This window comes from Rhizobium sp. CFBP 13726, assembly GCF_014841925.1.
Taxonomy (GTDB): Bacteria; Pseudomonadota; Alphaproteobacteria; order Rhizobiales; family Rhizobiaceae; genus Neorhizobium; species Neorhizobium soli.
Genome location: NZ_JACYUU010000001.1, coordinates 1,359,205 through 1,383,082, shown reverse-complemented (window position 1 = coordinate 1,383,082; position 23,878 = coordinate 1,359,205). Strand labels below are relative to the sequence as shown.

21 protein-coding genes are annotated in these 23,878 nt (G+C 60.5%); 9 read left to right on the top strand and 12 right to left on the bottom strand.

The window, feature by feature from the left end:
* Window positions 1–26: 26 nt before the first annotated feature.
* The 3 genes from IFT66_RS06695 to IFT66_RS06685 form a co-directional block, all read right to left on the bottom strand.
* A complete protein-coding gene (locus tag IFT66_RS06695; RefSeq protein WP_174196494.1) occupies window positions 27–815 on the bottom strand; it encodes an ABC transporter permease in 789 nt (262 codons plus the stop codon).
* A gap of 11 nt (window positions 816–826) precedes the next feature.
* Complete coding sequence (locus tag IFT66_RS06690; protein WP_113110683.1) at window positions 827–1,702, bottom strand: ABC transporter permease; 876 nt, start codon at window positions 1,700–1,702, stop codon at window positions 827–829.
* An 80-nt stretch (window positions 1,703–1,782) separates the two neighbouring features.
* Window positions 1,783–2,886, bottom strand: a complete 1,104-nt coding sequence (locus IFT66_RS06685) for an ABC transporter substrate-binding protein (RefSeq protein ID WP_062581155.1) — start codon at window positions 2,884–2,886, stop codon at window positions 1,783–1,785.
* 667 nt (window positions 2,887–3,553) lie between these two features.
* On the opposite strand from IFT66_RS06685, the gene IFT66_RS06680 reads away from it, so the two are divergent.
* Together IFT66_RS06680 and IFT66_RS06675 are read left to right on the top strand one after the other, a co-directional pair.
* Window positions 3,554–5,053, top strand: a complete 1,500-nt coding sequence (locus IFT66_RS06680; protein WP_192077043.1) for an amino acid permease — start codon at window positions 3,554–3,556, stop codon at window positions 5,051–5,053.
* A 215-nt stretch (window positions 5,054–5,268) separates the two neighbouring features.
* The gene (locus tag IFT66_RS06675) at window positions 5,269–5,985 is read left to right on the top strand and encodes a ParA family protein (protein ID WP_062456077.1); all 717 of its coding nucleotides are present in this window, start codon (window positions 5,269–5,271) and stop codon (window positions 5,983–5,985) included.
* 77 nt (window positions 5,986–6,062) lie between these two features.
* On the opposite strand, the gene IFT66_RS06670 is transcribed toward IFT66_RS06675, so the two are convergent.
* Window positions 6,063–7,481: a L,D-transpeptidase family protein gene (locus IFT66_RS06670; protein WP_192077042.1), complete on the bottom strand. Its 1,419-nt coding sequence runs from the start codon at window positions 7,479–7,481 to the stop codon at window positions 6,063–6,065.
* A 182-nt stretch (window positions 7,482–7,663) separates the two neighbouring features.
* Here IFT66_RS06670 and IFT66_RS06665 point away from each other — a divergent pair, with 182 nt between their 5' ends.
* From IFT66_RS06665 to IFT66_RS06655, 3 genes are all read left to right on the top strand, one after another.
* A complete protein-coding gene (locus tag IFT66_RS06665) occupies window positions 7,664–8,497 on the top strand; it encodes a DUF4432 family protein (RefSeq protein ID WP_192077041.1) in 834 nt (277 codons plus the stop codon).
* Window positions 8,498–8,571: 74 nt separating this feature from the next.
* Window positions 8,572–8,910, top strand: a complete 339-nt coding sequence (locus IFT66_RS06660; protein ID WP_062456086.1) for a TIGR01244 family sulfur transferase — start codon at window positions 8,572–8,574, stop codon at window positions 8,908–8,910.
* Between the two features lie 79 nt (window positions 8,911–8,989).
* Window positions 8,990–9,331 carry a RidA family protein gene (locus tag IFT66_RS06655; protein WP_062581144.1) on the top strand — a complete coding sequence of 114 codons (342 nt, stop codon included), beginning with the start codon at window positions 8,990–8,992 and terminating at the stop codon, window positions 9,329–9,331.
* 75 nt (window positions 9,332–9,406) lie between these two features.
* Here the strand turns inward: IFT66_RS06655 and IFT66_RS23705 are convergent, their stop codons facing one another.
* From IFT66_RS23705 to IFT66_RS06635, 5 genes are all read right to left on the bottom strand, one after another.
* A complete protein-coding gene (locus tag IFT66_RS23705) occupies window positions 9,407–9,529 on the bottom strand; it encodes a hypothetical protein (protein WP_256413794.1) in 123 nt (40 codons plus the stop codon).
* 61 nt (window positions 9,530–9,590) lie between these two features.
* The gene (locus IFT66_RS06650; protein ID WP_192077040.1) at window positions 9,591–11,240 is read right to left on the bottom strand and encodes a thiamine pyrophosphate-binding protein; all 1,650 of its coding nucleotides are present in this window, start codon (window positions 11,238–11,240) and stop codon (window positions 9,591–9,593) included.
* The gene (locus IFT66_RS06645) at window positions 11,237–12,436 is read right to left on the bottom strand and encodes a CaiB/BaiF CoA transferase family protein (protein ID WP_192077039.1); all 1,200 of its coding nucleotides are present in this window, start codon (window positions 12,434–12,436) and stop codon (window positions 11,237–11,239) included. Before IFT66_RS06645 ends, IFT66_RS06650 begins: the two co-directional genes overlap by 4 nt.
* Before the next feature lie 2 nt (window positions 12,437–12,438).
* Entirely contained in the window at window positions 12,439–13,404 is a 966-nt protein-coding gene (locus tag IFT66_RS06640) for a DMT family transporter (RefSeq protein WP_062456098.1), read from the bottom strand.
* 54 nt (window positions 13,405–13,458) lie between these two features.
* Window positions 13,459–14,421: an alpha/beta fold hydrolase gene (locus IFT66_RS06635; RefSeq protein WP_192077038.1), complete on the bottom strand. Its 963-nt coding sequence runs from the start codon at window positions 14,419–14,421 to the stop codon at window positions 13,459–13,461.
* Between the two features lie 149 nt (window positions 14,422–14,570).
* Here IFT66_RS06635 and IFT66_RS06630 point away from each other — a divergent pair, with 149 nt between their 5' ends.
* The 4 genes from IFT66_RS06630 (at window position 14,571) to metF (ending at window position 20,199) form a co-directional block, all read left to right on the top strand.
* On the top strand, window positions 14,571–16,373 hold the full coding sequence (locus tag IFT66_RS06630; protein WP_192077037.1) for a hypothetical protein: 1,803 nt from the start codon (window positions 14,571–14,573) through the stop codon (window positions 16,371–16,373).
* Window positions 16,374–16,493: 120 nt separating this feature from the next.
* Window positions 16,494–18,143, top strand: a complete 1,650-nt coding sequence (ettA, locus tag IFT66_RS06625) for an energy-dependent translational throttle protein EttA (protein WP_062456108.1) — start codon at window positions 16,494–16,496, stop codon at window positions 18,141–18,143.
* Window positions 18,144–18,293: 150 nt separating this feature from the next.
* Window positions 18,294–19,292: an ArsR/SmtB family transcription factor gene (locus IFT66_RS06620; RefSeq protein WP_062581130.1), complete on the top strand. Its 999-nt coding sequence runs from the start codon at window positions 18,294–18,296 to the stop codon at window positions 19,290–19,292.
* Window positions 19,293–19,302: 10 nt separating this feature from the next.
* Window positions 19,303–20,199: a methylenetetrahydrofolate reductase [NAD(P)H] gene (metF, locus tag IFT66_RS06615; protein WP_184653441.1), complete on the top strand. Its 897-nt coding sequence runs from the start codon at window positions 19,303–19,305 to the stop codon at window positions 20,197–20,199.
* Between the two features lie 412 nt (window positions 20,200–20,611).
* Here the strand turns inward: metF and IFT66_RS06610 are convergent, their stop codons facing one another.
* From IFT66_RS06610 to IFT66_RS06600, 3 genes are all read right to left on the bottom strand, one after another.
* A complete protein-coding gene (locus IFT66_RS06610; RefSeq protein WP_092660598.1) occupies window positions 20,612–21,526 on the bottom strand; it encodes a DMT family transporter in 915 nt (304 codons plus the stop codon).
* Between the two features lie 89 nt (window positions 21,527–21,615).
* Entirely contained in the window at window positions 21,616–22,845 is a 1,230-nt protein-coding gene (locus tag IFT66_RS06605) for a lytic murein transglycosylase (RefSeq protein WP_113110674.1), read from the bottom strand.
* Between the two features lie 130 nt (window positions 22,846–22,975).
* On the bottom strand, window positions 22,976–23,770 hold the full coding sequence (locus IFT66_RS06600) for a glycoside hydrolase family 25 protein (protein ID WP_113167058.1): 795 nt from the start codon (window positions 23,768–23,770) through the stop codon (window positions 22,976–22,978).
* Between the last annotated feature and the right edge of the window lie 108 nt (window positions 23,771–23,878).

Sequence of the window (23,878 nt, the reverse complement as noted above, 5' to 3'; positions counted from 1 at the left end):
AGGTGAAAATCCTTGAGGCGCAGTCCCTAAGCCCGGGAGGGTGCCATCTTGCTGAAACGGGAAACGAGCTGGAGCAGGCCCATCGAAAGCCAGGTGATTGCAAAGGCGATCACGGCGAGCGCCGAAGGCTCATAGGCCTTGTTGGCGCCCACGAGCTGGAGATAGGGACCGAATGCGGGTCGGTTGAGGAGGGCGGCCATGGTGAACTCGCCCATCACGATCGCGAAGGTGATGAAGGCGCCCGACAGCACGCCCGACATCACGTTCGGGAAGATGCAGCGAAACAGGATCGTCGGCCATTTGGCGCCAAGGATTTCCGCCGCTTCCGTGAGGGTTCGAACGTCGATGGTGCGCATCGCCGTATCGACCGAGCGATACATGTAGGGCAGCGACAGGGTGATGTAGGACATGACCAGAAGCACGTTGGTGCCGAAGGTAGAGCCGGTGAAGGGGATGTAGGACGACGAATTGTAGAGCCGGAGATATCCGAAGACGATGACGATTGCCGGGATGACCAGCGGCATCAACGTGATGAACTCCATCACCGGACGCATCTGCGGGACGCGTAGCCTGACCCAGTAGGCCGTCGGCACGATGAGCAGCATGCCGAAGATGATGGTGAGCAGCGCCATCAGCATGGAGAAGCCGAAGGTCGCGCGGAAGGCTGCATCCGAGAAGACCGAGTCGTAGGCATCGAACGAGTATTCGCCGCGCCGCATGCGCAGCGAGAATTCGAACGTGCCGAGCAGCGGCACGAAAAAGTAGATGACGCCTACGGCGATGGCGAGCCAGGCGAAGAACTTGGTCATCTTCATCTCGCGCATCCTCACTTCTGCCAGCGTTCGGCGCGCATGCGCAGCCAGATGTACAAGACGTTGGAGGCGCCGGTGATGACGATCATGCCGAGTGCCAGCGCATAGCCGAGGTTCGGATTGTGCAGTACGTCGCCGCGGATTTGCGCATAAAGCAGGATCGGCACGATGTTGAGCGAGGAGCCGGTCAGCGCATAGGCCGTGGCGATCGCGCCGAAGGCGTTGGCGAACAGAAGCAGGCTGGTGCCGAGGAGGCTTGGCCACAGGATCGGCATCGCCACCATGCGCCAGTACTGCCAGGTGGATGCGCCGAGGATCTCGGAGGCTTCACGCCACTCCTTCTTCAGACCGTCGAGTGCCGGGGTCAGGATCAGCACCATCAGCGGGATCTGGAAGAACATGTAGGTGAGGGTCAAGCCCACGAAGGAGAGGAGATTGAAGCCGGTCGAATAGAGATTGAAGCCGAACCAGTCGCGCATGAAGACGGTCACGAGCCCTGTGCGGCCGAGCGTGGCGATAAAGGCGAAGGCGAGGGGCACGCCGGCAAAGTTCGAGGCGACACCGGAGAAAGTCAGGAGGCTCGATCGGATCCAGGACGGCAGGCCACCAAGAACGATTGCCCAGGCGAGCGCAAAGCCGATGATCGCGCCACCGAGCGATGAGGCGAAGGAGACCTTGATCGAGATCCAGTAGGCCGAAAGGATTGTCGGCGTGAACAGGTCTGCGATATTCTTGAAGGTGAACGTTCCCTCGGGCGTGAAGAAGGCGCCGACGACGAGATAGAAAGTCGGGACGATCAGAAACATCAACGCGAAGATCATGAACGGCGCGACGCCGAGCCAATCGACGACGGTACGGCGGTCGATGAAGGACGATGATGCGGTGGACATGAATCCGGTGTTTCTGTCGGAGGAGGAAAAAGGCCTCCCCGCGCCCATGAAAGCGGAGCGGGAAGGCCGTCTAGGCTAGATTACTTGACGTTGGCGCCGACCACGGAATCCCACTTCGTGGTGATCGCGGTCTTGCCGGCAGCCTGCTCTTCGAGTGTCGGGAATACGGCCTTCTCATAGGACGCGGCCGGCGGCAGGGCGTCGAGCAGTGCCTTCGGGATCTTGTTGTTCTTGGCAAGATCGTTGAACCGGATCGGGTGGCAATAGCCCTTCAGCCAACCGAGCTGACCTTCGTCGGAATAGAGGTATTCCATCCACAGCTTGGCAGCGTTCGGATGCGGTGCGAAAGCGGAGATCGCCTGCACATAGACGCCCGCGACGACGCCCGACTGCGGAACGACGACTTCGTAAGGCGGGTTGCCCTTCAGGCTTTCGCCCCAGGACAGAGCGTTGTAGTCCCAGGCGATGATGATCGGGGTGGAGCCCTGTGCGAACGGGGCAGCCTTGCCGATGACCGGAACGAAGTTGCCGGCCTTGTTGAGTTCTGCGAAGAACTTCAGGCCTTCTTCGCCAGCCTTGGCGGCATCGCCCTTAGCGGCGGAGAGACCGGCAGCATAGACGCCCTGGACAGCCTGGTTGGCAGAGCGCGGGTCGCCGGCGAGTGCGACGGCGTTCGCGTAGTCGGACTTCAGAAGATCCTTCCAGTCCTTCGGCGATTCCTTGACGAGATCCTTGTTCACCATGAACGCGAGAACGCCGTAATAGTCGCCGTACCAGTAGCCTTCAGCATCCTTGGCTTCGGCCGGGATCGAGTCCCAGGTGGAAACCTTGTAAGGCTGGATCAGGCCTTCGGCCTTGGCGGACGGGCCGAAGGACAGACCAACGTCGATCACGTCAGGAGCCTGCGGGCCCTTGTTGCCCTTGTTGGCCTTGATGGCTTCGATTTCGTCGCCCGAGCTCGCGTCCGGGTTCAGTTCGTTGACTTCGATTCCGTACTTTGCCTTGAAGCCGGCGATCACGTCGCCGTAGCCGCACCAGCTGTGGGGCAGGGCGATGGTGGTCAGCGCGCCTTCCTTCTTGGCGGCGGCGATCAGTTCCGCGCTCGGCTCGGCTGCTGCAAGGCTGGTGGAAGCGATGAGGACTGCTGTCGTCAGAGACAGCAGACGATGGGCGTTCTTGAGCACGGGTGTCCTCCTGGGGTTGAGCGTCTCGGCGCGACTCGTAGAGCCATTGTGTGTATCGTATGTGACAGCGCGCATTCCAAGCGCATGCTAGAAATCAGGCCTGTATTTCAGGAATTTAGAAGATATCCTTCACCAATTGAATCCGTTTGTCCGGAGGGAACTGCGCTCGGACACGGCAATCGTGTTTGCCCTGTCATCACTGGTCAATCCTGCCGGTCATACGAAAGCCGTTCCCTCCGGTCTGCGCCGGTTTGTGACAGGATTAACCTTCGTTTCCAGGACCGAGTCAACGGGGCCTGTGGAGGAGATTTGAGATTACCGTTGACGACGCGGCGGAAGTGAAGAATTCTCGTCGTGGTTAACGCGTGTTCATACTTCACGAAATCGCTTCAAGACCGATGTCGGCGGGATCAAAGGACAGTCATCGCGTCCGGCACTGACTTCACGACCTAGACTATGAACGAGTTTATTCGAAACGAAGCCGCCTACGGTCGAGGCAGGCTTTCGACGGGCCGGTGTGGGAACTCTTCAGCCGGTTTACTGAAAGACCAGGGGAACAGCCAGAGCTGCGGGATACCGACACCGACAAAAGCGGGCGGATCCGGAATGGACGGGGACGGCGGGCCGGACGGCCTCGCTGCCTATTTCTTTGATCAGGAGAGAAGGCATGGAAAGTTCATCAGCGGGCGTCAGCTACAAGAAGGCGGATGCTGCCTATTTCGAAAAGCGCGGGCTTTCGCGCTATGCAGGGGTCTGGTCGCTTTGGGCGCTCGGCGTCGGCGCCGTTATCTCAGGGCATTTCTCGGGCTGGAATTTCGGTTTCGCGACCGGCGGATGGGGAGGGATGCTGGTTGCCGGCATCATCATCGCCGTCATGTATCTCGGCCTGACGTTCTCGATCGCCGAGATGAGCCCGGCGCTGCCGCACACGGGTGCTGCCTATTCCTTTGCGCGAACGGGGATGGGACCCTGGGGCGGCTTCATTACAGGGCTTTGCGAGAACGTCGAATACGTGCTCACGCCCGCCGTCATCGTTACCTTCATTACGGCCTATGTGAATTCGATCCTCGGCCTCGATCCCGTCTACTCGCCGATCCTGTGGATCCTGTTCTACATCATCTTCCTAGCGCTCAACGTGTTCGGCCTCGAACTGTCGTTCAAGGTGACGCTGGTCATAACGATCGTTTCGCTGGCGGTGCTGGTGTTCTTCTGGGTCAGCGCCATCCCCAACATGGACTTTTCCCGCTGGGCGCTGAACATCGGCGTCGGACCTGATGGTGCAGCGATCGAACTGCCTGAAGGCAATGGCGACTGGTTCCCGTTCGGGATCACAGGCGTGCTTGCAACGCTTCCCTTCGCGGTCTGGCTGTTCCTTGCCATCGAACAGTTGCCGCTGGCGGCAGAAGAATCGGTCGATCCGAAGCGTGACATGCCGAAGGGCATCATCCTTGGCATGATGACGCTGATGCTGTCGGCCTTCATGATCGTGCTCCTCAATCCATCTCTGCCCGGTGTCGGCGCCTTTCATCTGAGTACGGCGCTGGAGCCGCTTCTCGACGGGTTCAAGTCCGTTTATGGCGACGGCGGCGTCGTTATCCTCGGTCTGGTGGCGCTGACGGGTCTGATCGCCAGCTTCCATACGATCCTCTATGCACAGGGTCGCCAGATCTACTCGCTGTCGCGGGCCGGCTATTTCCCGACGGCGCTCTCGGTCACGCATCCGACCCACAAGACGCCCTACGTCGCGATGCTGGCGGGAGCGCTGGTCGGTCTTGCCGTGATGCTGGTCATCTGGTTCTCGCTCGGTGCGGAAGCAGGCGGCAGCGCCATCGGCAGCGTGTTGCTCAACATGGCGGTGTTCGGCGCGATGTTCTCCTACATCATGCAGGCGATCTCGTTCATCATCCTGCGCAAAAAACTGCCCAATATCGAGCGGCCGTTCCGGTCTCCACTGGGCATCCCGGGTGCCGTCCTGACGATCGTCATCGCAGTGGTGACGCTTCTCTATCAGGTTCAGGATCCCAACTTCTTCAAGGGCGTCGTCTGGGTGGTGATCTGGTTTGCAGTCGCGATCGCCTATTTCGCGCTTGTTGGCCGCCATCGTCTGATCCTTTCGCCGGAAGAAGAGTTCGCGATGGAGCACAAGCAGGCGGCGGCGCTGGTCTGATCCCTAGACATCCGTGATCAACACGTGGCCCGCGATCGCTTCGCGGGCCACATTTGCGTTCTCAGCCTTTTTAGGTCGGCATGCTGAAATGTGACAGGCAATATGCGTTAACCCTTAATTTACGTCTCGTTAACCAAGTTCATGAAGAATATGTTAACTGCGCATGAAGCGGCGTGGTGGTGAGCGATGCGGCTCTATTTCATCAAGGACCGAGAATGCCCGTAATTTCATTTGCCAATGCCAAGGGCGGTGCCGGCAAGACGACTGCAGCCCTGCTGCTTGCCACGGAACTCGCCCACCAGGGATTTCGCATCACGATCATCGATGCCGATCCGCAGAAGTGGATCAGCCAGTGGTGCGAGATCTCCGGCCCCGTGCCCAACCTCTCGGTGATTTCAGAAGTCACGACGGCGTCGCTTCCATGCCACCTGCGCGAGATGGCATCTTCGACCGACTACTTCATCATCGATCTTGCCGGCGCGCGAGACGCGCTGGTAACCACTGCAATCGGGCTTTCCAACCACGTCATCATCCCGGTCCAAGGCTCGGCGATGGATGCGAAGGGCGCAGCACAGATTCTCGATCTGCTCGCGCAGATGAAGGACAAGGCCAAGCTCGACATTCCCCATTCCGTCGTCCTTACCCGTGTCACCTCGATGGTAACGACGCGAGCCATGCTGGCGATCAAGGGGTTGCTGGCGGCCAAGGGCGTCAATGTGCTGGAGACGTCGATCGGCGAACGGGTCGCGTTCAAGGAATTGTTCGAGACCGGCGGAACCCTGCACACGCTCGACGCGACAAAGGTCAGCAATGTCGACAAGGCAAAAGACAATGCGCGCAGTTTCGCTCAGGAAGTGATGCGCATGATGCCTGTCCGCGTCGTGCGCTCGATGGGATCGAAACTGTTTCCGTTTCGCCGCAACGCCGCCTGAAGCCAATTTAACGTAGCCAAAAAAAAGCCTCTCCGGTTTGCCGGAGAGGCTTTTTGCGTTGTTAAGTCTGGCAAAACCTACTCGAGGAATTCGACGGTCGTGCCGGGTTTGACCATCTTGGCAAGTTCCGTCGCATCCCAATTGGTGAGGCGCACGCAGCCGTGGCTGTTGGTCTTGCCGATCTTGGAAGGCTCCGGCGTGCCGTGAATGCCGTAGGTGGGTTTCGACAAGGCGATCCAGACCGTGCCAACCGGGCCGTTCGGACCCGGAGGGATCTGCAGGATCTGGGTGTTGTTGCCCTGTGTGAAGTTGATCTTCGGATTGTAGGTGTAGCCCGGATCGAGCGCGATGCGCTGGACCGTATGGTTGCCCGACGGCGATGGCGTATCGCTCGAACCGATCGTGGCCGGATAAGCCGAAATCAGCACACCGTCTTCACCGTAGGCGAAGACCTGCTTGCGATACTTGTCCGCGACGATGCGTGTCACCTGACCGCTCTTCGGCGTGCCGGGGTTGATCACCTTGATCGTCATGCCGGGAATGGTGAAGTCGACATTCGGGTTGAGCGACTTCAGGTAGTTCTCGTCCATGTGGAACTGCTCTGCGAGCTTTTCGGTCACGGATGTGTAGGACATAGCCGGCAGAGTGGCCTTGTGAGCGTAGTCTTCCGGGATAGACGCAACATATGGTCCGGCAGCGTCCGCGGCCGTGATCGTATAATCGATGATCGGCAGGCCGCCCGAATAGGTCAGGCGCTGCATGATGTCTTCGGAATTGTTCGGATCAAGCGTCTCGCCGGTCATTTCCTGCCAGGCGGCGATCGCCTTGTTGACGTTGTCGCCAAGATGGCCGTCGATCACACCCGGCGAAATGCCCTCGCGGTCAAGAAACACCTGGAGTGCGGCGATCTCGGCCTGCGGCTTCTTAGTGACGGTGATGACCGGTTTGGCATCATGCTGCGGTGCTGGAAGCTGCGAGCCCGCATTTGGGTCGATCGAGGCTTCTTCGGGCTCGGAATAGTTCTCGTCGATGCCGGGAAGTGCATCGTTGGCAAGAGGCTCGCGGGTAATCGAACCGGGGCCGGCAATCGACCCGGTCACCGCACCCGGTTCTTCGCCGGGACGATACTGGCGGTAATCCTGATATCCGCCCTGGTCTTGCGGATACTGATCCTGCGGCTGATAGACAGTGTCGCGACGGTTGCGGTAGCCACTCGGTGCCGGCGGATATTCCGCCTGCTGGGGACGGTAGGCATCCTGGCGCGTTTCGGTCGCAACGATGTTTCCGCGGCGATCGAGATAGACGCGGCGGCCCATACCGTCGCGGCTGATCACCACGTCGCGCGGATCCGGCATGTAGTCGAGTATGGCGCCGTCAGGTGCCACGAGGGTCGTCTGCTGCTGATAGCGATATCCGCTCTGAGCCTGCGCCGACGATGGCCCGAAGGCTGCTGATATTGCCATTAGGCCGATACTTGCGAGAATGAGACGCTTCACGTTTCCACCGAAAGAAATTATTCCGTCTACGGTAAGCGGGGAAATGCGCATATGGTTCCCGACTCCGTATCTGGTGCCATAGACAACGTAATTTCGACTTTACCGTGAGAAAAGTGAATTCGTTATGAACCGATGGTTAAATTCGATCACGATCCGGCGAGAGGCGCCGTGAGGGAGGTTTTATGAAAGCGTTTTCAGCAGGAAACGGGCCGAAGCTCACTCTGGACGAGGGATCGGTGCTGGATATCGGCGCCTGTTTCGTCGGCGGCATCGACATCGCGCCCGGCCGGGCCATTCCTGACGATGGCGATCCGCGAATCGACCATTCGCTGAAAGGGTTTTTGTTTACCTGCGGTCCCGACCACATCCGTCATCCCGAACCCATACCCGGTCGTCCCGATGGCGCGAAGTTTGCGCTGCACGGCTCCTACTCGTCGCACCCGGCCGAGATCGTGTTCTGGGATATGCAGGAGGATGCCGAATGCCGGGCGCGCGTTCCGGTCACGACAGCCGAGGGGGAATCGGCGCTTCTGGAACGCCACTGGCGGATTGATGGTGTGACCGGAGAAGTCTGCCTGTCCGACAGGGTGACGAACACCGGAACGAAAGCCATCGCCCGGGTGCATATGTACCATATGAATATCGGGGCCTGGCTGCTGGACGACAACGTCCGTCTTTCGAGCGCGATGTTCGAGCAAAAAGAGATGCCCTGGAATTTCGGGCCCGAGCCAGGGAGCGTGTTCTGCGTGCCGGCAGCGGGCGGCGATCCCTGGGCGGAACTGGCACTGGGACCGATCGCGGCGCTCGGTGGTCTCACGCTCAAAGTGCGCTTTAAGAGCGACACGCTTCCATACCTGCAGATGTGGCGCAACCAGAAGCAGCCGGCGCATGTGCTGGGGATCGAGCCGGTCTCGCACCGGCTGGCCACCCGCGGCGAACTGGAGGCGTCAGGCGAGCTGAAATGGCTTCAACCCGGCGAAAGCGTCGACTACGGCCTGCGCTTCGTGTTTGCGTAAAAGGCCGCTTGGCGATTGACGCTCCCCGGGGTGCATCGTAAAGCTTGCCCCCTATCGAGAATGGAGGCTCTGCCATGGATATCCGCGAGATCAACGACGAATACTCGGTCTCAGGCCAGATCACGGTCGAAGACCTCGACCAGATCAAGGCGCTCGGCTTCAAGTCCATCGTCTGCAACCGCCCCGACGAGGAAGAGCCCGGCCAGCCGGATTTCGCCGCGATCGAGGCACGCGCCAAGGAGCTCGGTCTCGACATCCGCCATATCCCGGTCGGCCGCATGGGCCTGACACCGGAAGGCGTGACCGAGATGGTCGACGTGCTCGAAGATTTTCCCAAGCCGCTGCTTGGCTATTGCCGCTCGGGCGCACGCTCCACGGCGATCTACGAACAGAGCCTGCGCCTGCGCGGCTGATCGGTTCGAAAGCCTTTCCACGCAAGGGCGCGGTATGCCACGCCCTTAATTTCCGAAGCTCAGCATTCAGGAGCATTTTATGAGCATTCAGCGTATCGAGCCCGGCGCCCGCATGAGCGGCGCCGTCGTCCATGGCAACACCGTCTATCTGGCCGGCCAGGTTGGCGAAGGCGACAGCGTCACCGACCAGTGCAAGGACGCGCTTGCCGAAGTCGATCGTCTGCTGGCTGCTGTCGGTTCCGACAAGTCGAAGATCCTGCAGACCCTGATCTATCTCTCCGACATTGCTGATTTCGCCGAAATGAACGCAGCCTGGGAAGCATGGGTCGACCCGGCCAATACACCGGCCCGCGCTACCAGCGAAGCCAAGCTTGCTGCGCCGAAGTACAAGGTCGAATTCATCGTTACCGCAGCGATCTGATCGGCCGGTTCATACTGACATGAAAAGGGGGCCGGTGAAAACCGGCCCCCTTTTTGTATCGACGATCCCTTGGGATCACGGCTCGCCCGGCGTCATGCCGATGAAGTAGTAAGCCGCGAGTGCGAGACCGATAAAAAAGATGACGGCGACGAAGGTCGTCATGCCGCCCAGTGCTTTGCGTTTTGTGTCATTTGCCATGCGCCATCAACGGCATGGCCGGCGAAATGTTCCACCCGTCGACTGCTCAGATGCCGCCGTTTCAGTTCCTGTTGCGGATCTGCGTCAGCGTTTTGGCCGGCGTGATCGCTTCCGGATCGAGCCTGATTTCGATGATGGCTGGCTTGCCGCTTGCGCGGGCCCGAAGGTAGGCGGGACCGAAATCCTCCGTCTTCTCGACCAGTTCGCCATGCCCGCCGAAGGCTTGCGCATAGGCGACGAAATCCGGATTGACGAGATCCGTCGCCGACACGCGGCCGGGATATTCCCGTTCCTGATGCATGCGGATCGTGCCGTAGATGCCGTTGTTGACGAGGACGGTGATGATCGGCAATCCGTAGCGGACGGCGGTGATGAATTCCTGTCCATGCATCATGAAGCAGCCATCGCCGGCAAAGCAGACGACTTCGCGTTCCGCAAACAGCTGCTTTGCCGCGACCGCCGCCGGAAGGCCGTAGCCCATCGATCCTGATGTCGGTGCCGACTGCGTGTTGTATTTCCGGAACCGGTGGTACCGGTGCACCCAGGTGGCATAGTTGCCGGCGCCATTGGTGAAGATCGCGTCGGTCGGAACGTTTTCCTCGATCCAGGCCATGATCGGTCCCATTTGGACGTCGCCGGGGCCGCTTTTCGGGGGCGTCGACCACTTCAGATAGGAATCATGCATCGACGATTTGCGCTCGGTCCAGAGCGGCAGTGCCGGCGGTTGGAGATCCTTGATGGCTGCGACGAATTCCGCCGGTGCCGCGCAGATCGCCAGATCCGGGCGGTACATCCGCCCAAGCTCTTCCGGATCCGGGTAGACATGGACCAGGGTCTGCTTGGGGTAGGGAATGTCGAGCAGGGTGTAGGAGGAGGACGGCATTTCCGACATGCGGGCGCCGATGAGGATCAGGAGATCGCTATCCTTGATCTCGTAAGCGAGGGCCGGGTTGATGCCGATGCCGACATCGCCGGCATACGACGGGTGAAGGTGATCAAACAGCATCTGGCGACGGAATGAGCAGCCGACCGGCAGCTTGAAGCGGCTGGCGAAATCCTGGAAGTCCGAGACCGTCTTCTCGTCCCAGCGGGTGCCGCCAAGGATCACCATCGGCCGGCGGGCATTGCGCAGCATCTCGTCGAAGGTCGCGATCTGGCTCTTGCCGGGATGGCTTTCGACCGGGGTATAGGGGCGGGCCTGAACCGCCTCGACGGCTTCCGTCAGCATGTCCTCGGGCAGTGTCAGCACGACCGGGCCGGGGCGACCGGAGGTGGCGACGGCAAAGGCGCGGGTAACGAATTCCGGAATGCGGCGGGCATCGTCGATCTCGCCGACCCATTTGGCGAACTCGGTAAAGGCGCGGCGGTATTCGACTTCCTGGAAGGCTTCGCGTTCCTTCATGTCGCGGCCGATCTGGCCGATGAACAGGATCATCGGGATCGAATCCTGCTTGGCGATGTGAAGGCCCGCAGAGGCGTTGGTGGCGCCTGGGCCACGGGTGACCATGCAGATGCCGGGTTCGCCCGTCAGACGCCCCCAGCTGTCCGCCATCATCGCCGCGCCGCCTTCCTGGCGGCAGACGAGAACCTCGATACCGCTTTCATAGAGCGCGTCGAGCACGGCAAGATAGCTCTCGCCCGGGACGCAGGACACTCTGCTCACCCCGTTTGCCTTCAGTGCCTCGACGATCAGTTCTCCACCCGTTTTCATCGATTGCGCTCCTTTTCGATCATGTTCAGTTCGGCAAGAATTTCGGCCGTGTGCTCGCCCACGTTCGGGCTCGGCCGGTGATAGGCAAGCGGCGTCTCCGATAGCACGATCGGGCTGCGGACGCCGGGGATGACAGTGCCGTCGGCTGCCTCGAGATCCACACGCAGACCGCGCGCCTTGACCTGGGGATCCTCGAACATTTCACCGATCGAATTGATCGGTCCGACAGGCACGGCATTGTCGCCGCAGGCGGACAGGAGATCAGCCTTGGTCCACTTGATCGTCTCGGCGATCAGCAGACCGCGAACCTCGATCCGGTGCGCCACTCGCGCCTTGTTGGTGGAAAACCGCCCGTCATCTGCCACATGCTCGATGCCGAGGATACGGCAGAAGCGGCGGAACTGGCCGTCATTGCCAACAGCGAGGATGATGTAGCCGTCCTGGACGTTGATCACCTCATAAGGAGAGATGTTCGGATGGGCGTTTCCGAGGCGGACCGGCGAGATGCCTGATATCAGGTAGTTCATGTTCTGGTTGGCAAGGACCGCCGACATGACATCGAGCAGCGCCATGTCGATATGCTGGCCTTCGCCGGTTTTCATCACATGGATCAGCGCGCTCTGGATGGCGGTGACGGAATAGATGCCGGTAAAGATGTCGGCGATGGCGACGCCCGATTTCATCGGCTGGCCGTCCGGTTCGCCCGTGATCGACATGAAGCCCGACATGCCCTGGACGATATAGTCGTAGCCGGCAAGGCTCGCATAGGGCCCGTCCTGGCCGAAACCGGTAATCGAGCAATAGACCAGTTTCGGATTGATCGCCTTCAGGCTCTCGTAGTCGAGCCCGTATTTGTTAAGACCGCCGACCTTGAAGTTCTCGATCAGGACGTCCGACTGCGCGGCGAGGCGGCGGACGATGTCCTGGCCTTCTTCGGTCTTGAGATCGACCGCGATCGACCGCTTTCCCCGGTTGGTCGAATGGTAATAGGCGGCAGAGAGGTTTTCGCCGTCGACGCTTTCGACGAAGGGAGGGCCCCAGGCGCGGGTATCGTCGCCGCCGTCAGGGTTTTCGACCTTGACCACATCGGCACCCATATCGGCCAGCATCTGGCCGGCCCAGGGGCCTGCGAGCACGCGGGCCAGTTCGAGAACGCGAATGCCGGCAAGCGGCGGCTTTTTCTTGGGCTCATCCATGATCAGGGGCTTACCACTGTGTTTTCGCTGTTGGTGACGGGCTTGAGCGAGGCGGCGCGGCGTTCGCGCCAGATGATGTAGAGGCCTGACCCGATGATGATGGAGATGCCGAGCCATTTGACCGGATCCGGGAAATCACCGAACACCAGCCAGCCCAGCAAAGTCGCCGAGACGATCTCGAAATACTGAAGCGGCGCAATGACGGAGGCGGGCGCGGCGCGATAGGCATAGACGGCAAGCAGGCCGGAGAGGGCAGCGACCGTGCCGACGCCGACCATCCATGTGGTCGTCGTCAAATCGGGGATCGACGGGGCCATGAATTCGATGCCGCTGACATGACCGATCAGGAGGAGGGCACCTGATATCGGAATTCCCCAGAGCGACATCTGAAACTGCATCGACCATGGGTTTTCGCGATGGGCGAGCGCCCGCGTCATCAGGGCGAAGACGGCGACGCCGAAAGCTGTGACCACGGGCAATACCGCGATATAGCCAATTTCCTGGAAGCTCGGGCGGATGACGATCATCGCGCCCAGGAAGCCGACGCCGCAAGCCGTGTAGCGCCGCCAGCCGATGATTTCCTTGAGGAAGATCGACGACATGACGGTGAGGATAATCGGCTCGACGAAGAAGATCGCGACGGCATCGGCAACTTCCATGACGGCGAGCGTTGCGACGAAGCAGATCATCGAGAGCGTGATCACGGCCGCGCGGATGGCGTGATAGAAACTGAGCTCCCAGGAGAAATTGCGCCATGACCCGGTCCACAGCACGATCGGCAGCATGCAAAGGCCCTGGACGATGAAGCGCACCATCGTGATGAGCGTCGGGGAGGCGTTGGCAGTTGCAAGCTTGGAAAACACGTCGATCAGCGGCGTGATCAGCATGGCAAGCAGCATCAGGCCCATGCCGGCGGAAATGCCGGACGCTTGCAGAGCAGGTCTCGTATGCGCATGCGGTGACGTCATGGCAAAGCTATACCTTCGGCATTCTCCGAGCGCACTTGAGGAAATGTCATGAACTCATTCCGTTTGCGTGCGGATATCGCGCGACGGATCTGAGCGACGCGAGGTGAGCGTTTTCGCCCATTCGGCGAAGGCGTTGGTCGCGCGGTCCCGGAAGCGATCGTTCAGGGTCTCGTGGCGGGTTTGCGGGTAGATGATCGTCTCGACATTGTGCATGCCGCGTTTCTGGAACCTGTCCGCGAGCCAGCGGATGGCGCGCCCTCCATCCGTCGCCGGATCGTCCGTGCCACCGACCAGATTGACCGGCAAGTCGGCGGGCAGGCGGTCCAGAAGCGCGGGTCCCCGGTAGGACATCTCGAAGATGTCGAGCCAGAGCGAGACGCTGGCATCGAAACCGCAGAGCGGGTCGGCAACATAGGCATCGACTTCGGTTTGGTCGTGGCTCAGCCAGTCGAAATCCGTGCGATGGCCGGGGATCGATTTTCCCCATGCCCCGAAAGTGAGTTTCGGCAGATGCGTGCTTGGAACATCAGACCCTTTCAGCGCGCGCTCGACAAGCAGAATTGCCTGGGCACCGCGCCCGGCAAGGCCTGGATTGAAGTTGGAGTTCCAGACGGCAATCCCGTCGAAGGCCTGCGGATAATCGATCGCGGCATTGAGGGCGATCAGGCCGCCCATCGAATGCCCGACGAGAATGATCGGCAGGTCCGGATGGGCATCAGCCGCGAGATCGCGAATCGCTTTCACATCCGCAGTTACAAGCCTTTCACCGTCCCGCAAAGCAAAGCGGCCTAGCGGTATGCCGGGTGCCGTGGTCTCGCCATGGCCGCGATGGTCGGGGGCGTAGACGTGGAAACCATGGGCCGCCATCGCCTCGGCAAACCGCCGGTAACGGCGGGAATGGTCGGCGAGACCGTGCAAGACGAGGATGACGCCACGGCCGTCCGATGTCGCGGGTTGATGATGAAATGCTATGCGTGCGCCCGTCGAACTATTGAGCCAGTTGGTTGTGTCAAACATCGCTATTCCTGCGGCACCGACGCTGTCAGTCGCTTGTCCTGCCCGGCCGCTTCTCCCGTTCGATCTTTCGCAGAGGCAATCCGGTAGCGCAATGTTAATTCAAGCTAGGTAAGCCGGTGCTGAAGGGCAAAACGCAGGTGGCTTCGAGGATGGCTGGCGCGAGGAGAGGCGAGGCAGGCGCGTCATCGACGCGGCAGGAAGGATCGCTTCTGCGGATCTTTTTCGTTGTCTACCTGACGGCAATCGTTTTGCTGCTACTCGACCTTTCCGATGGACGGCTGTTCTTCGCGGATGTGGATGATGTTCTCCGGGGCGTTCAGATTCGCCATCTGTTATCCGCATCCGGGTCCTTCTGGGACCTGACATTGCCGATGATCGACAGCCCAGGGATCTACGTCTCGCCCTGGTCTCGTCTCGTCGACCTTCCCTATGCCGGCCTTTCGCTTCTGCTGACGCCGCTGCTCGGCCGCGACGGCGCCATCTCCGCATCCCTGCTGATCTGGCCGCCGATGCTGCTTTCGGTCTATGGGCTGTTTGTTGCCATGATCTGGAAACGCATTGCTCCGATCACCGAGGGTATTCATTATCTCCGGCTGGCGGCTGGGACGTTTGCGATGCTGTATGCGGTCTTCGAATTTGTGCCCGGTCGGATCGACCATCACAATGTCCAGATCGTTGCTTTGATGGCCGTCGCCTACGGTCTTGTCCGCTTCGATCGTATCGGCGGTATCGTTGTCGGGGTAGGCACCGTCATGTCGGTCGCCATCGCACTCGAAGGTCTGCCGTTCCTGGTCATCATGTTCGGCGGACTTGTTGTGGCATTCGTCGCAGGGGCGACCAGGGCGGCCGAAACGCTCTCGGCGGCGTCGGCCACAATATGTATCGCCACTGTTCCAACAGCTTTGGCACTGCTTGGTGCCTCGGGTACGATGTCGACGCAGTGCGATGCGTTTTCTGCACTCTATATCGTTCTTCTTGTCGGTCTGTCCGGCACATCCTGGATTGCCTGCAGATGTTTCGCCGATGCATCCGGCTGGGTAAAACTCGCCGTTCTTGCCGCTGCCTCGATCGGCGTCATCGTTGCAACCGGAATCTTTTTTCCTGAATGCCTTGCGGGCCCCTATGCCGGGATGGATCCGCTCGCCAAGCAGCTATGGTTCGACCGGGTGCCGCAGGAGCAGGGACTGCTCCATTATGCAGGCGGCTCGCCGTTGCCGGGCATCATGTTGATCGGCATTTTCGTCACCATATTGGCGCTCGCGGCGCCACGGGTCTTGAGTGAGGTTCGCGCCGGTAATCCTGCCCTTGCGATCCTGTTCGTCACCGCACTCGTCAGTGTGCTTCTGGCAACCGGTCTGCTTCGCTATATCCGCTTTCCATTCGTCTTCGCCGCACTTTTCGTGCCGCTGGCGCTCCGCCATATCGATCAGACATCAAGGCAGTCCGGCCGAGTATCAAGGACCTTGTTCAGCGTCGGGACCGGCGTCTTTCTGCTCATGGTCGGTCTCTGGAGCCTTTCGCGGCCACAAACGATACACGGCGATGCCGTTCAGGCGATGACCATCGACGACTGCAAGGCCGGCGACATGTCCGCTCTCACAAATCTCGGACAAGGGCATCTTCTAGCACCCCCGACACTTGCCATGTCGGTGCTGAGGAACCCGATGCCTTCAGGACTAACAGTCGGGCCGATCCCGTTTCACCGGGCCTCACGCGGGATGGCGAACGCCTATACAGCCTTCATCACAACCGACCCAGAGACGCGTCGCGAAGCGCTTGCACCGTTCGATTATGTGGCGGTCTGCCGTTTCCCTGCGCAGGCTGAGCCTGGATCGGCGCCGCTCTACGATGCATTGTCCGCGGGCAAGGACTGGCCCGGTCTCGCACGGCTCGAGACCGGTCGCGCAAATCCGTTTCAGCTTTTCCGGATCGACCACGCAAACCTGCGCTAGAAAGCCTCCGGTGCCACGATTCCGTTCGGAAAGCGCATGGTTTGCGCCTCGTATGCGTTGCTCCCAGGCCCGTCTTCGCCTACATAGCGGGCAAACAAATTCCCCGGAGCACAATTATCCATGGCACGTCAGTTCATCTATCACATGTCGGGGCTGAACAAGTCCTACGGCGCCAAGAAGATCCTCGAGAACGTCAACCTGTCCTTCTATCCGGATGCCAAGATCGGTATCCTCGGTCCGAACGGTGCGGGTAAGTCGACGGTTCTGCGCATCATCGCCGGACAGGACAAGGAGTTCACCGGTGAGGCCTGGCTCGCTGAAGGTGCGACCGTCGGCTATCTTGAGCAGGAACCGCATCTCGACCCGACAAAGACCGCTTTCGAGAACGTCATGGTCGGCGTCGCTGCCAAGACCGCGGTGCTTGAGCGCTACAACGAACTGATGATGAACTATTCTGACGAGACCGCCGACGAAGGCGCCAAGCTCCAGGACGTCATCGACGCACAGAACCTCTGGGATCTCGACAAGCAGGTCGAAATGGCAATGGAAGCCCTGCGCTGCCCGCCGAAGGATTCGGACGTCACGCTGCTTTCGGGTGGTGAACGTCGCCGTATCGCGCTCTGCCGCCTGCTTCTGTCGCAGCCGGACCTGCTGCTGCTCGACGAACCGACCAACCACCTTGACGCCGAGACCATCGCCTGGCTCGAAAAGCACCTGCGCGACTATCCCGGCGCCGTGATGATGATCACCCACGATCGCTACTTCCTCGACAACGTCACCGGCTGGATCCTCGAGCTCGACCGCGGCCGCGGGATTCCATACGAAGGCAACTACTCGGCTTACCTGCTGGCGAAGGCCAAGCGCATGCAGCAGGAGTCCCGCGAAGATGCCGGCCGCCAGAAGGCGATTTCGCGCGAACAGGAATGGATCGCCTCCAGCCCGAAGGCCCGTCAGGCCAAGTCGAAGGCCCGTATCAAGGCCTACGAACAGCTGGTCGATGCTGCCGACGGCATCCGTCCCGGCGATGCGCAGATCATCATCCCCGTGTCCGAGCGTCTCGGCCAGGTGGTGATCGAGATGGAAGGCATCAACAAGGGCTTTGAAGGCCGCACGCTGATCAACGACCTGTCGATTAAGCTGCCACCGGGCGGTATCGTCGGCATTATCGGCCCGAACGGCGCCGGCAAGACGACCCTGTTCAAGATGATCACCGGACAGGAAAAGCCGGATGCCGGTTCTGTCCGCATCGGTGAAACCGTACATCTCGGCTATGTCGACCAGAGCCGCGACGCTCTCGACGGCAACAAGACGGTGTGGGAAGAAATCTCGGGCGGTGCCGAAGTCATCAAGCTTGGCAAGTTCGACATGAACTCCCGCGCCTATTGCGGCGCCTTCAACTTCAAGGGCGGCGATCAGCAGCAGAAGGTCGGCAACCTGTCGGGTGGTCAGCGTAACCGCGTTCACCTCGCCAAGATGCTGAAGGCCGGCGGCAACGTTCTGCTGCTCGACGAACCGACCAACGACCTTGATACGGAAACGCTGGGCGCTCTTGAAAGCGCGCTCGAAGCGTTTGCCGGCTGCGCGATCATCATCAGCCATGATCGCATGTTCCTCGACCGGTTGGCGACGCATATCCTCGCGTTCGAAGGTGATGGCCATGTGGAATGGTTCGAAGGCAACTTCGAGGATTACGAAGAGGACAAGATCCGTCGTCTCGGCCCTGATGCTCTCAATCCCGGCAGCCAGGCCCACAAGCGCCTGACGCGCTAACTGCGACCGACGCAGTTTTGAAGCTTACAAAACCCGGGGTCGTCCCCGGGTTTTTTTGTAGGAATGCAGGCTGAAATCCCGTTGCGTCTTGCATGACAATTTGAAATCACATAAACATATCTTTATATGTTGATTGTGAAGGCGTGTTGTATGGGGTTGGTCCTCGATGAACTGGTGGATGTGCTGAAGACGGCAGGGGAGCCCACCCGGTTCCGTTTGCTGGTGCTTCTGGCCGCGGGCGATCTGACCGTCACGGATCTGACCGAAATTCTAGGTCAGTCCCAGCCGCGGATCTCGCGTCATCTCAAGCTGTTGACCGAAGAAGCGCTGATCGAGCGATACCAGGAAGGCGCCTGGGCTTACTTTCGGCTGCGCCAGGAAGGGAACGGCGCTGCACTGGTCCAGACCTTGCTCGCCTCCGCTTCGCAGGATGATCCGGTGCTTGTGCGCGACCGCGAGCGTCTGACAACTGTGAAAAACCAGCGCTCGGCGAAGGCGCAGGAATATTTCAGCCGCAACGCTTCGCAGTGGGACGAGCTTCGTCGCCTGCATGCGAGCGACGAGACGGTCGAAGAGGCGCTGCTGCGGCTGATCGGCCCATCGCCAGTTGATTCGCTGCTCGATCTCGGCACGGGAACGGGCTGGATCCTGCAGTTGCTGGCAAGCCGCTATCGCCGCGCGATCGGTGTCGATGCCAGCCGCGACATGCTGTCTGTCGCCCGGTCCAATCTCGACGATGCAGGCATCGTCAAGGCATCGGTCCGGCACGGCGACATTCTCAATCCGCCTGTCGAAGGCCAGGATTTCGATCTCATCACCATTCACCAGGTGCTGCATTTCCTCGACCGGCCGGATCTTGCGATCGCCGAAGCCGCCCGCATGCTGCGGCCCGGCGGGCGATTGCTGATCGTCGATTTTGCGCCGCATGCGCTGGAGCATCTGCGTGACGAGCACGCGCATCTGCGCCTCGGTTTCTCCCATCAGGCGATGAACGAGTGGCTGAACAGAGTGGGCCTGGACGTCCAGAAGGTGATCGACCTCAGCCCGGGCCGCGAAGGCGCCCTCACAGTGACAGTGTGGCTTGCCGGCGACCGTCGCCTGCTGATGGCGAAAGCCGACACACCCGCTCTCGCCGAAACCGTTATCTAGGAGCCTGATCATGGATACACCCGCAGCCAAGGCCCCGTTCAAGCTCTCCTACGAGTTCTTTCCGCCGAAGTCCGATGAGATGCAGACGCAGCTCTGGGAAACGGTCGATGCGCTTGCAGCCTTCAAGCCGGAATTCGTCACGATGACCTATGGCGCCGGAGGCTCCACGCGCGAGCCGACGCTCGCAGCGGTTCAGCGTATGATCAACGATGCCAAACTCCAGACCGCTGCGCATCTGACCTGCGTCGATGCCGCGCGCGAGGAGGTCAAGTCTGTTGTCGAGGAGTACCGGGCAGCGGGCGTTCGTCGCATCGTCGCGCTGCGCGGAGATTCGAGCGCAGGCGTCGGCGCGGCCTATACGCCGCATCCGGACGGGTTCTCCGACACGGCCGATCTCGTTCGCATGCTGGTCGAGTATGGCGACATGGATATTTCCGTCTCTGCCTATCCGGAAATGCATCCGGAAAGCCCGAGCATGGCCGCCGATATCGATACGCTCAAGCGCAAGGCAGATGCAGGTGCCAACCGTGCCCTGACGCAGTTCTTCTTCGACAACGAAGTGTTCGAGCGCTATCTCGAGGCCGTTCATGCGGCGGGCATCACCATCCCGATCGTGCCCGGTATCATGCCGATCCAGAACCTGACTCAGCTGAAGCGTTTTGCGGGCCGCTGCGGCGCCACCGTTCCGGCGTTTCTCGATGCCCGCTTCGAAGGTCTGGACGACAAGCCTGATGATCGTGCCAAGGTGGCGGCCGATGTCGCGGCCGAGCAGATCGCAGACCTGATGCGCCGCGGTCACGATCACTTCCATCTCTACACGATGAACCGCGTCCCGCTGGTCTCAGGTGTGCTGGAACGGCTTGGCCGGCATCCTGACAAGAATGCAAACGTCGGTAACGCTGCGTAGCGCCGACAATGGAAAAAGCGCATGTCCCATGCGGGAACATGCGCTTTTGTAATGCTGCCGATTATCAAACGGTCAGTCCGAGGTATCACCGGTCACCGGTTGCATGCGTTGTTTTGGAATGCGTCTAGATGAATAACATCGAAGCGACGAACACAAACGCAATACCAACCACCAGGACATTGAGAGGGTAGGTTCTTCCCATGTCTGCCTCCTTGCGTTGACTGACAGAGTTTATGTCTGTTTCATGGCCAATGGAAAGAGGGAAACTGTGCTGCGGCGCATCAAGATGCGGCCGAAACCGACCGATCATTTTCCATCTTATTGATTTGACAACGGAAAGCCCCGTTAACGGAAGTTTTCAAAGTGTTAAATATCGCGATCAGACGGTTAACAGTACCGTTTCCAGCGAGGACTACGTCGCTGTTGTGCGGGTGCGAAGGATTCGCCCATCCAGCAGAAGGAGCCCTGCACAGATGACCGCCATGCCGGCAATATCATTCCATTCCAGTCGTTCGCCGAGGAAGAATACTCCCAGAAGAATGGCGCTCGGAGGGATGAGCAGCGTGACGAGGGAAGCGTTGGTTGCGCCGGCCAGTGCCAGGACCCTGAAGAAGATCAGGTAGGCGAGCGCGGTCGAGAGTAACGCCAACGCTACGATAGCCATGACGACGTGAGGAGACGGTGCAGCAAGCGTCCAGGGTTGGTCCGCAACCAGCGAGACCGGCAGTATCATCAGGCTCGACGCCGTGAGCTGTCCCGTGGCCGTCACCGGGGCCGGTATGCCGCGGAAGCGTTTTCCGTAGGTGCCGGCGATACCATAGGAGATCGCGGCGCCGATCGGCAGGAGCAGCGCCCAGAGCGGTGCTGCCGTATCTGTAATCGTGCTCGGGCCGATCAGGATGCAGGTGCCGACAAGGCCTGCAGCGCATCCTGCGAGCTTTGCCCCGGTCAGCTTTTCGTCCGACGTCCACTGGTTGGCGATGATGACGGTCCAGATCGGCGTCGTCGCGTTGAGGATCGAGGCAAGGCCTGCGCCGATCTCCGTCTGGCCGAAGAAGATCAGCGTGTGCGGCAGAGCGTTGTTGAGGAAGCCCATTGCGACAAAGGCGCGCCAGTGGGTGGCAAGGATGGAGTAGGTTCCGTTGCGGCCGTGCAGGTAGATGTGGAGAGCGAGCGCCGCAAGACCGAGGCGCAGAAACACCAGCGTGAACGGCGGTACTTCCTGGACGGCGATGCGGGCGAAGAAGAACGAGCCGCCCCAGAGAAGGCCGAGCACGAACAGCAATGCCCAGGCGACGGGGGTCAGTCTGGCTGCGGCGGATGACATGGAATGCCTTTATTGATGCTGCTCGAAGATAAAACGGGCGGCGGTCAGCCCGCCACCCGTTTCATGTCATGTGATGCAAGGCCCGCTGATCAAAGCGCGGACAGCAAAGCCTGGGTCGGCCAGCCGTCGGCCGGCATGCCGAGGCGTGCCTGTTCCTTCTGGACGGCAACGCGCGTGCCGGAGCCCAGAATGCCATCGATCTTGCCGACGTCATAGCCATGCGCCTGAAGCTTGGTCTGCAGTGCCTTCATGCCCGTATCGTCGAGACCCGGTTCAGGAGTGCCCTTCAGGTAAGGCGGGGCGCCGGAGAGGCGGGTGGCGAAATAGGCGGCAGACGTCGTGTAGATGAACGACTGGTTCCACTGCAGGTAGATGCCAAAGTTCGGATAGGTCAGGAACGCGGGTCCCTTGCGGCCCTGCGGCAGAACGAGTGCTGCCGGCAGATTGCCGAAGGACGTGACGCCGTCGCGCGGCGTGACGCCATAGGAAAACCATTCGCTGGCCGGGATCTCGTTGCCGAGGCCGCTCTTTTCGAAGGGCAGGCTTTCCGGTAGCGTCACTTCCTGGATCCAGGGCTGGCCGGGCGTGAAGCCCATGCTCTGAATGAATTTGGCCGCCGTCAGGATGGCGTCGGGACCGCTCGTCTTGACGTTGATATGGCCGCTGTTGTCGCCATCGACGCCGTGCGCGATGATGTCTTCCGGCAGCATCTGCACCTGGCCGATTTCGCCGGCCCATGCGCCGGTGTTGGTGGCCGGGTCGAGATCGCCGTGCTGGACCATCTCGATCAGCGCGATCAGCTGCGGCCGGAACAGGCCAGGACGGCGGCAGTCATGCGACAGCGTCACGAGCGCGTTGCGGGTGTTGAAATCGCCCTGAACGGCACCGAAATCGGTTTCCATCGCCCAGAATGCGGTGATGACTCCAGGTGCGACGCCGAATTCGGTCTGGGCGCGGCCGAAGACATCCGAAAGCTGCTTCATCTTCTGACGACCGATATCGAGGCGGCCCTGGCTGACGGTCCGCTGCGAGAATTCGAGGAAAGTCTGGCGGAAGACGCCCTGCGCGCGGTCGCGTGACAGAACCTTCTGGTCGATCTCGGCGCCTGCAAATGCCTGATCCGCGGCGGCAGCGGTAGCGCCGGCCTTGATCGCATCGGCCTTGACGCCTTCGAGGAAGGTCGCAAGATCGCCGCCGCAAGGCGCTGCCGGGATCGGCGGAGCAGTCGGCTGAGCGGCTGTCTGGGCAAGGGCGGTGGAAGAGAGGCAGGCGGCGAGAGCACAAGCCAAAGCTGCGCGGCGGACAAGTGTCGAAGACATCAGCGGTTTCCTAAAATCGATTTCTTCCGCGCGACATGGTCACTGGTGGACATGGGCGCAGACCCTCAGGTCGCGCCGGTTTTAGCGTAACGTCAGATACATTGCCAGAGAGCTTGTGCGGGTTAGCACATCAGTCGGCCGACGCAATAAACGTCTTCCACGCTTTGCTGTTTCCGGCAAAGACATTGATATCGGTTGCGCCCTTGACGCCCGGGACAACGCCTGTTGCCGTGTATTGCCAGAACGCCCACTTGCGGTCCGTATAGATCTTGGTCGGATGGGCGGCGACCGAGCGAACCCAGAAATGGTAGTTGGGGAAGGCGCCGACGAGGTTGTCGCGGTGGAAATCGACCGACGTGTAGATGATCGGCCGCTTGCCGTAATGGGCCTCGATCCTGTCCATGAAGCGTTTCATGCTGGCGCGTACAGTCACCGGATCTGGCTTCAGCTTGCAGGTGGGCGAGGCGTGGTTCCATTCCATGTCCAGCACCGGCGGCAGCATGTTTGCTTCCTTGGGAACATTGGCGATGAACCAGTCTGCCTGATCTTCCGGTGTCGAGCAGAAATAGTAGAAGTGATAGGCCGCGTGCGGAATGCCCGCATTTGCGGCGTTGCGCCAATGGGTGGTGAAGGCGGAATCGATGCGGTCCTTGCCCTCGGTGCCCTTGATGAAGACGAAGGCGACGCCGGATTTCTTCACCGTCTGCCAGTCGATGTCGGTGCCGTTCCATTTCGACAGGTCGATGCCGTGAACCTCGTGGCGACCCGGATGGTTGGCGCCGAAATCCTGCGGATCCGTGTCCTTGAACTTCATCTGCCGGACAGAGCCAGTATCGACCAGATCGTAGCTCGTGGACGTACAACCGGACATCAGAAGCGCGGCAGACAGGACGGCAGCAGAAAGAACGGTTGGAAGCCGGGGCATGAAGGTTCCGTGTTAGGGCAGAGACAAAGAGCCTTGTCCGCGATCGAGTGGGCAAAAGGGAGGCGTAGCGTCCCGTTTACCATAAGCTCGTAAAAATTCAGTTAGAAA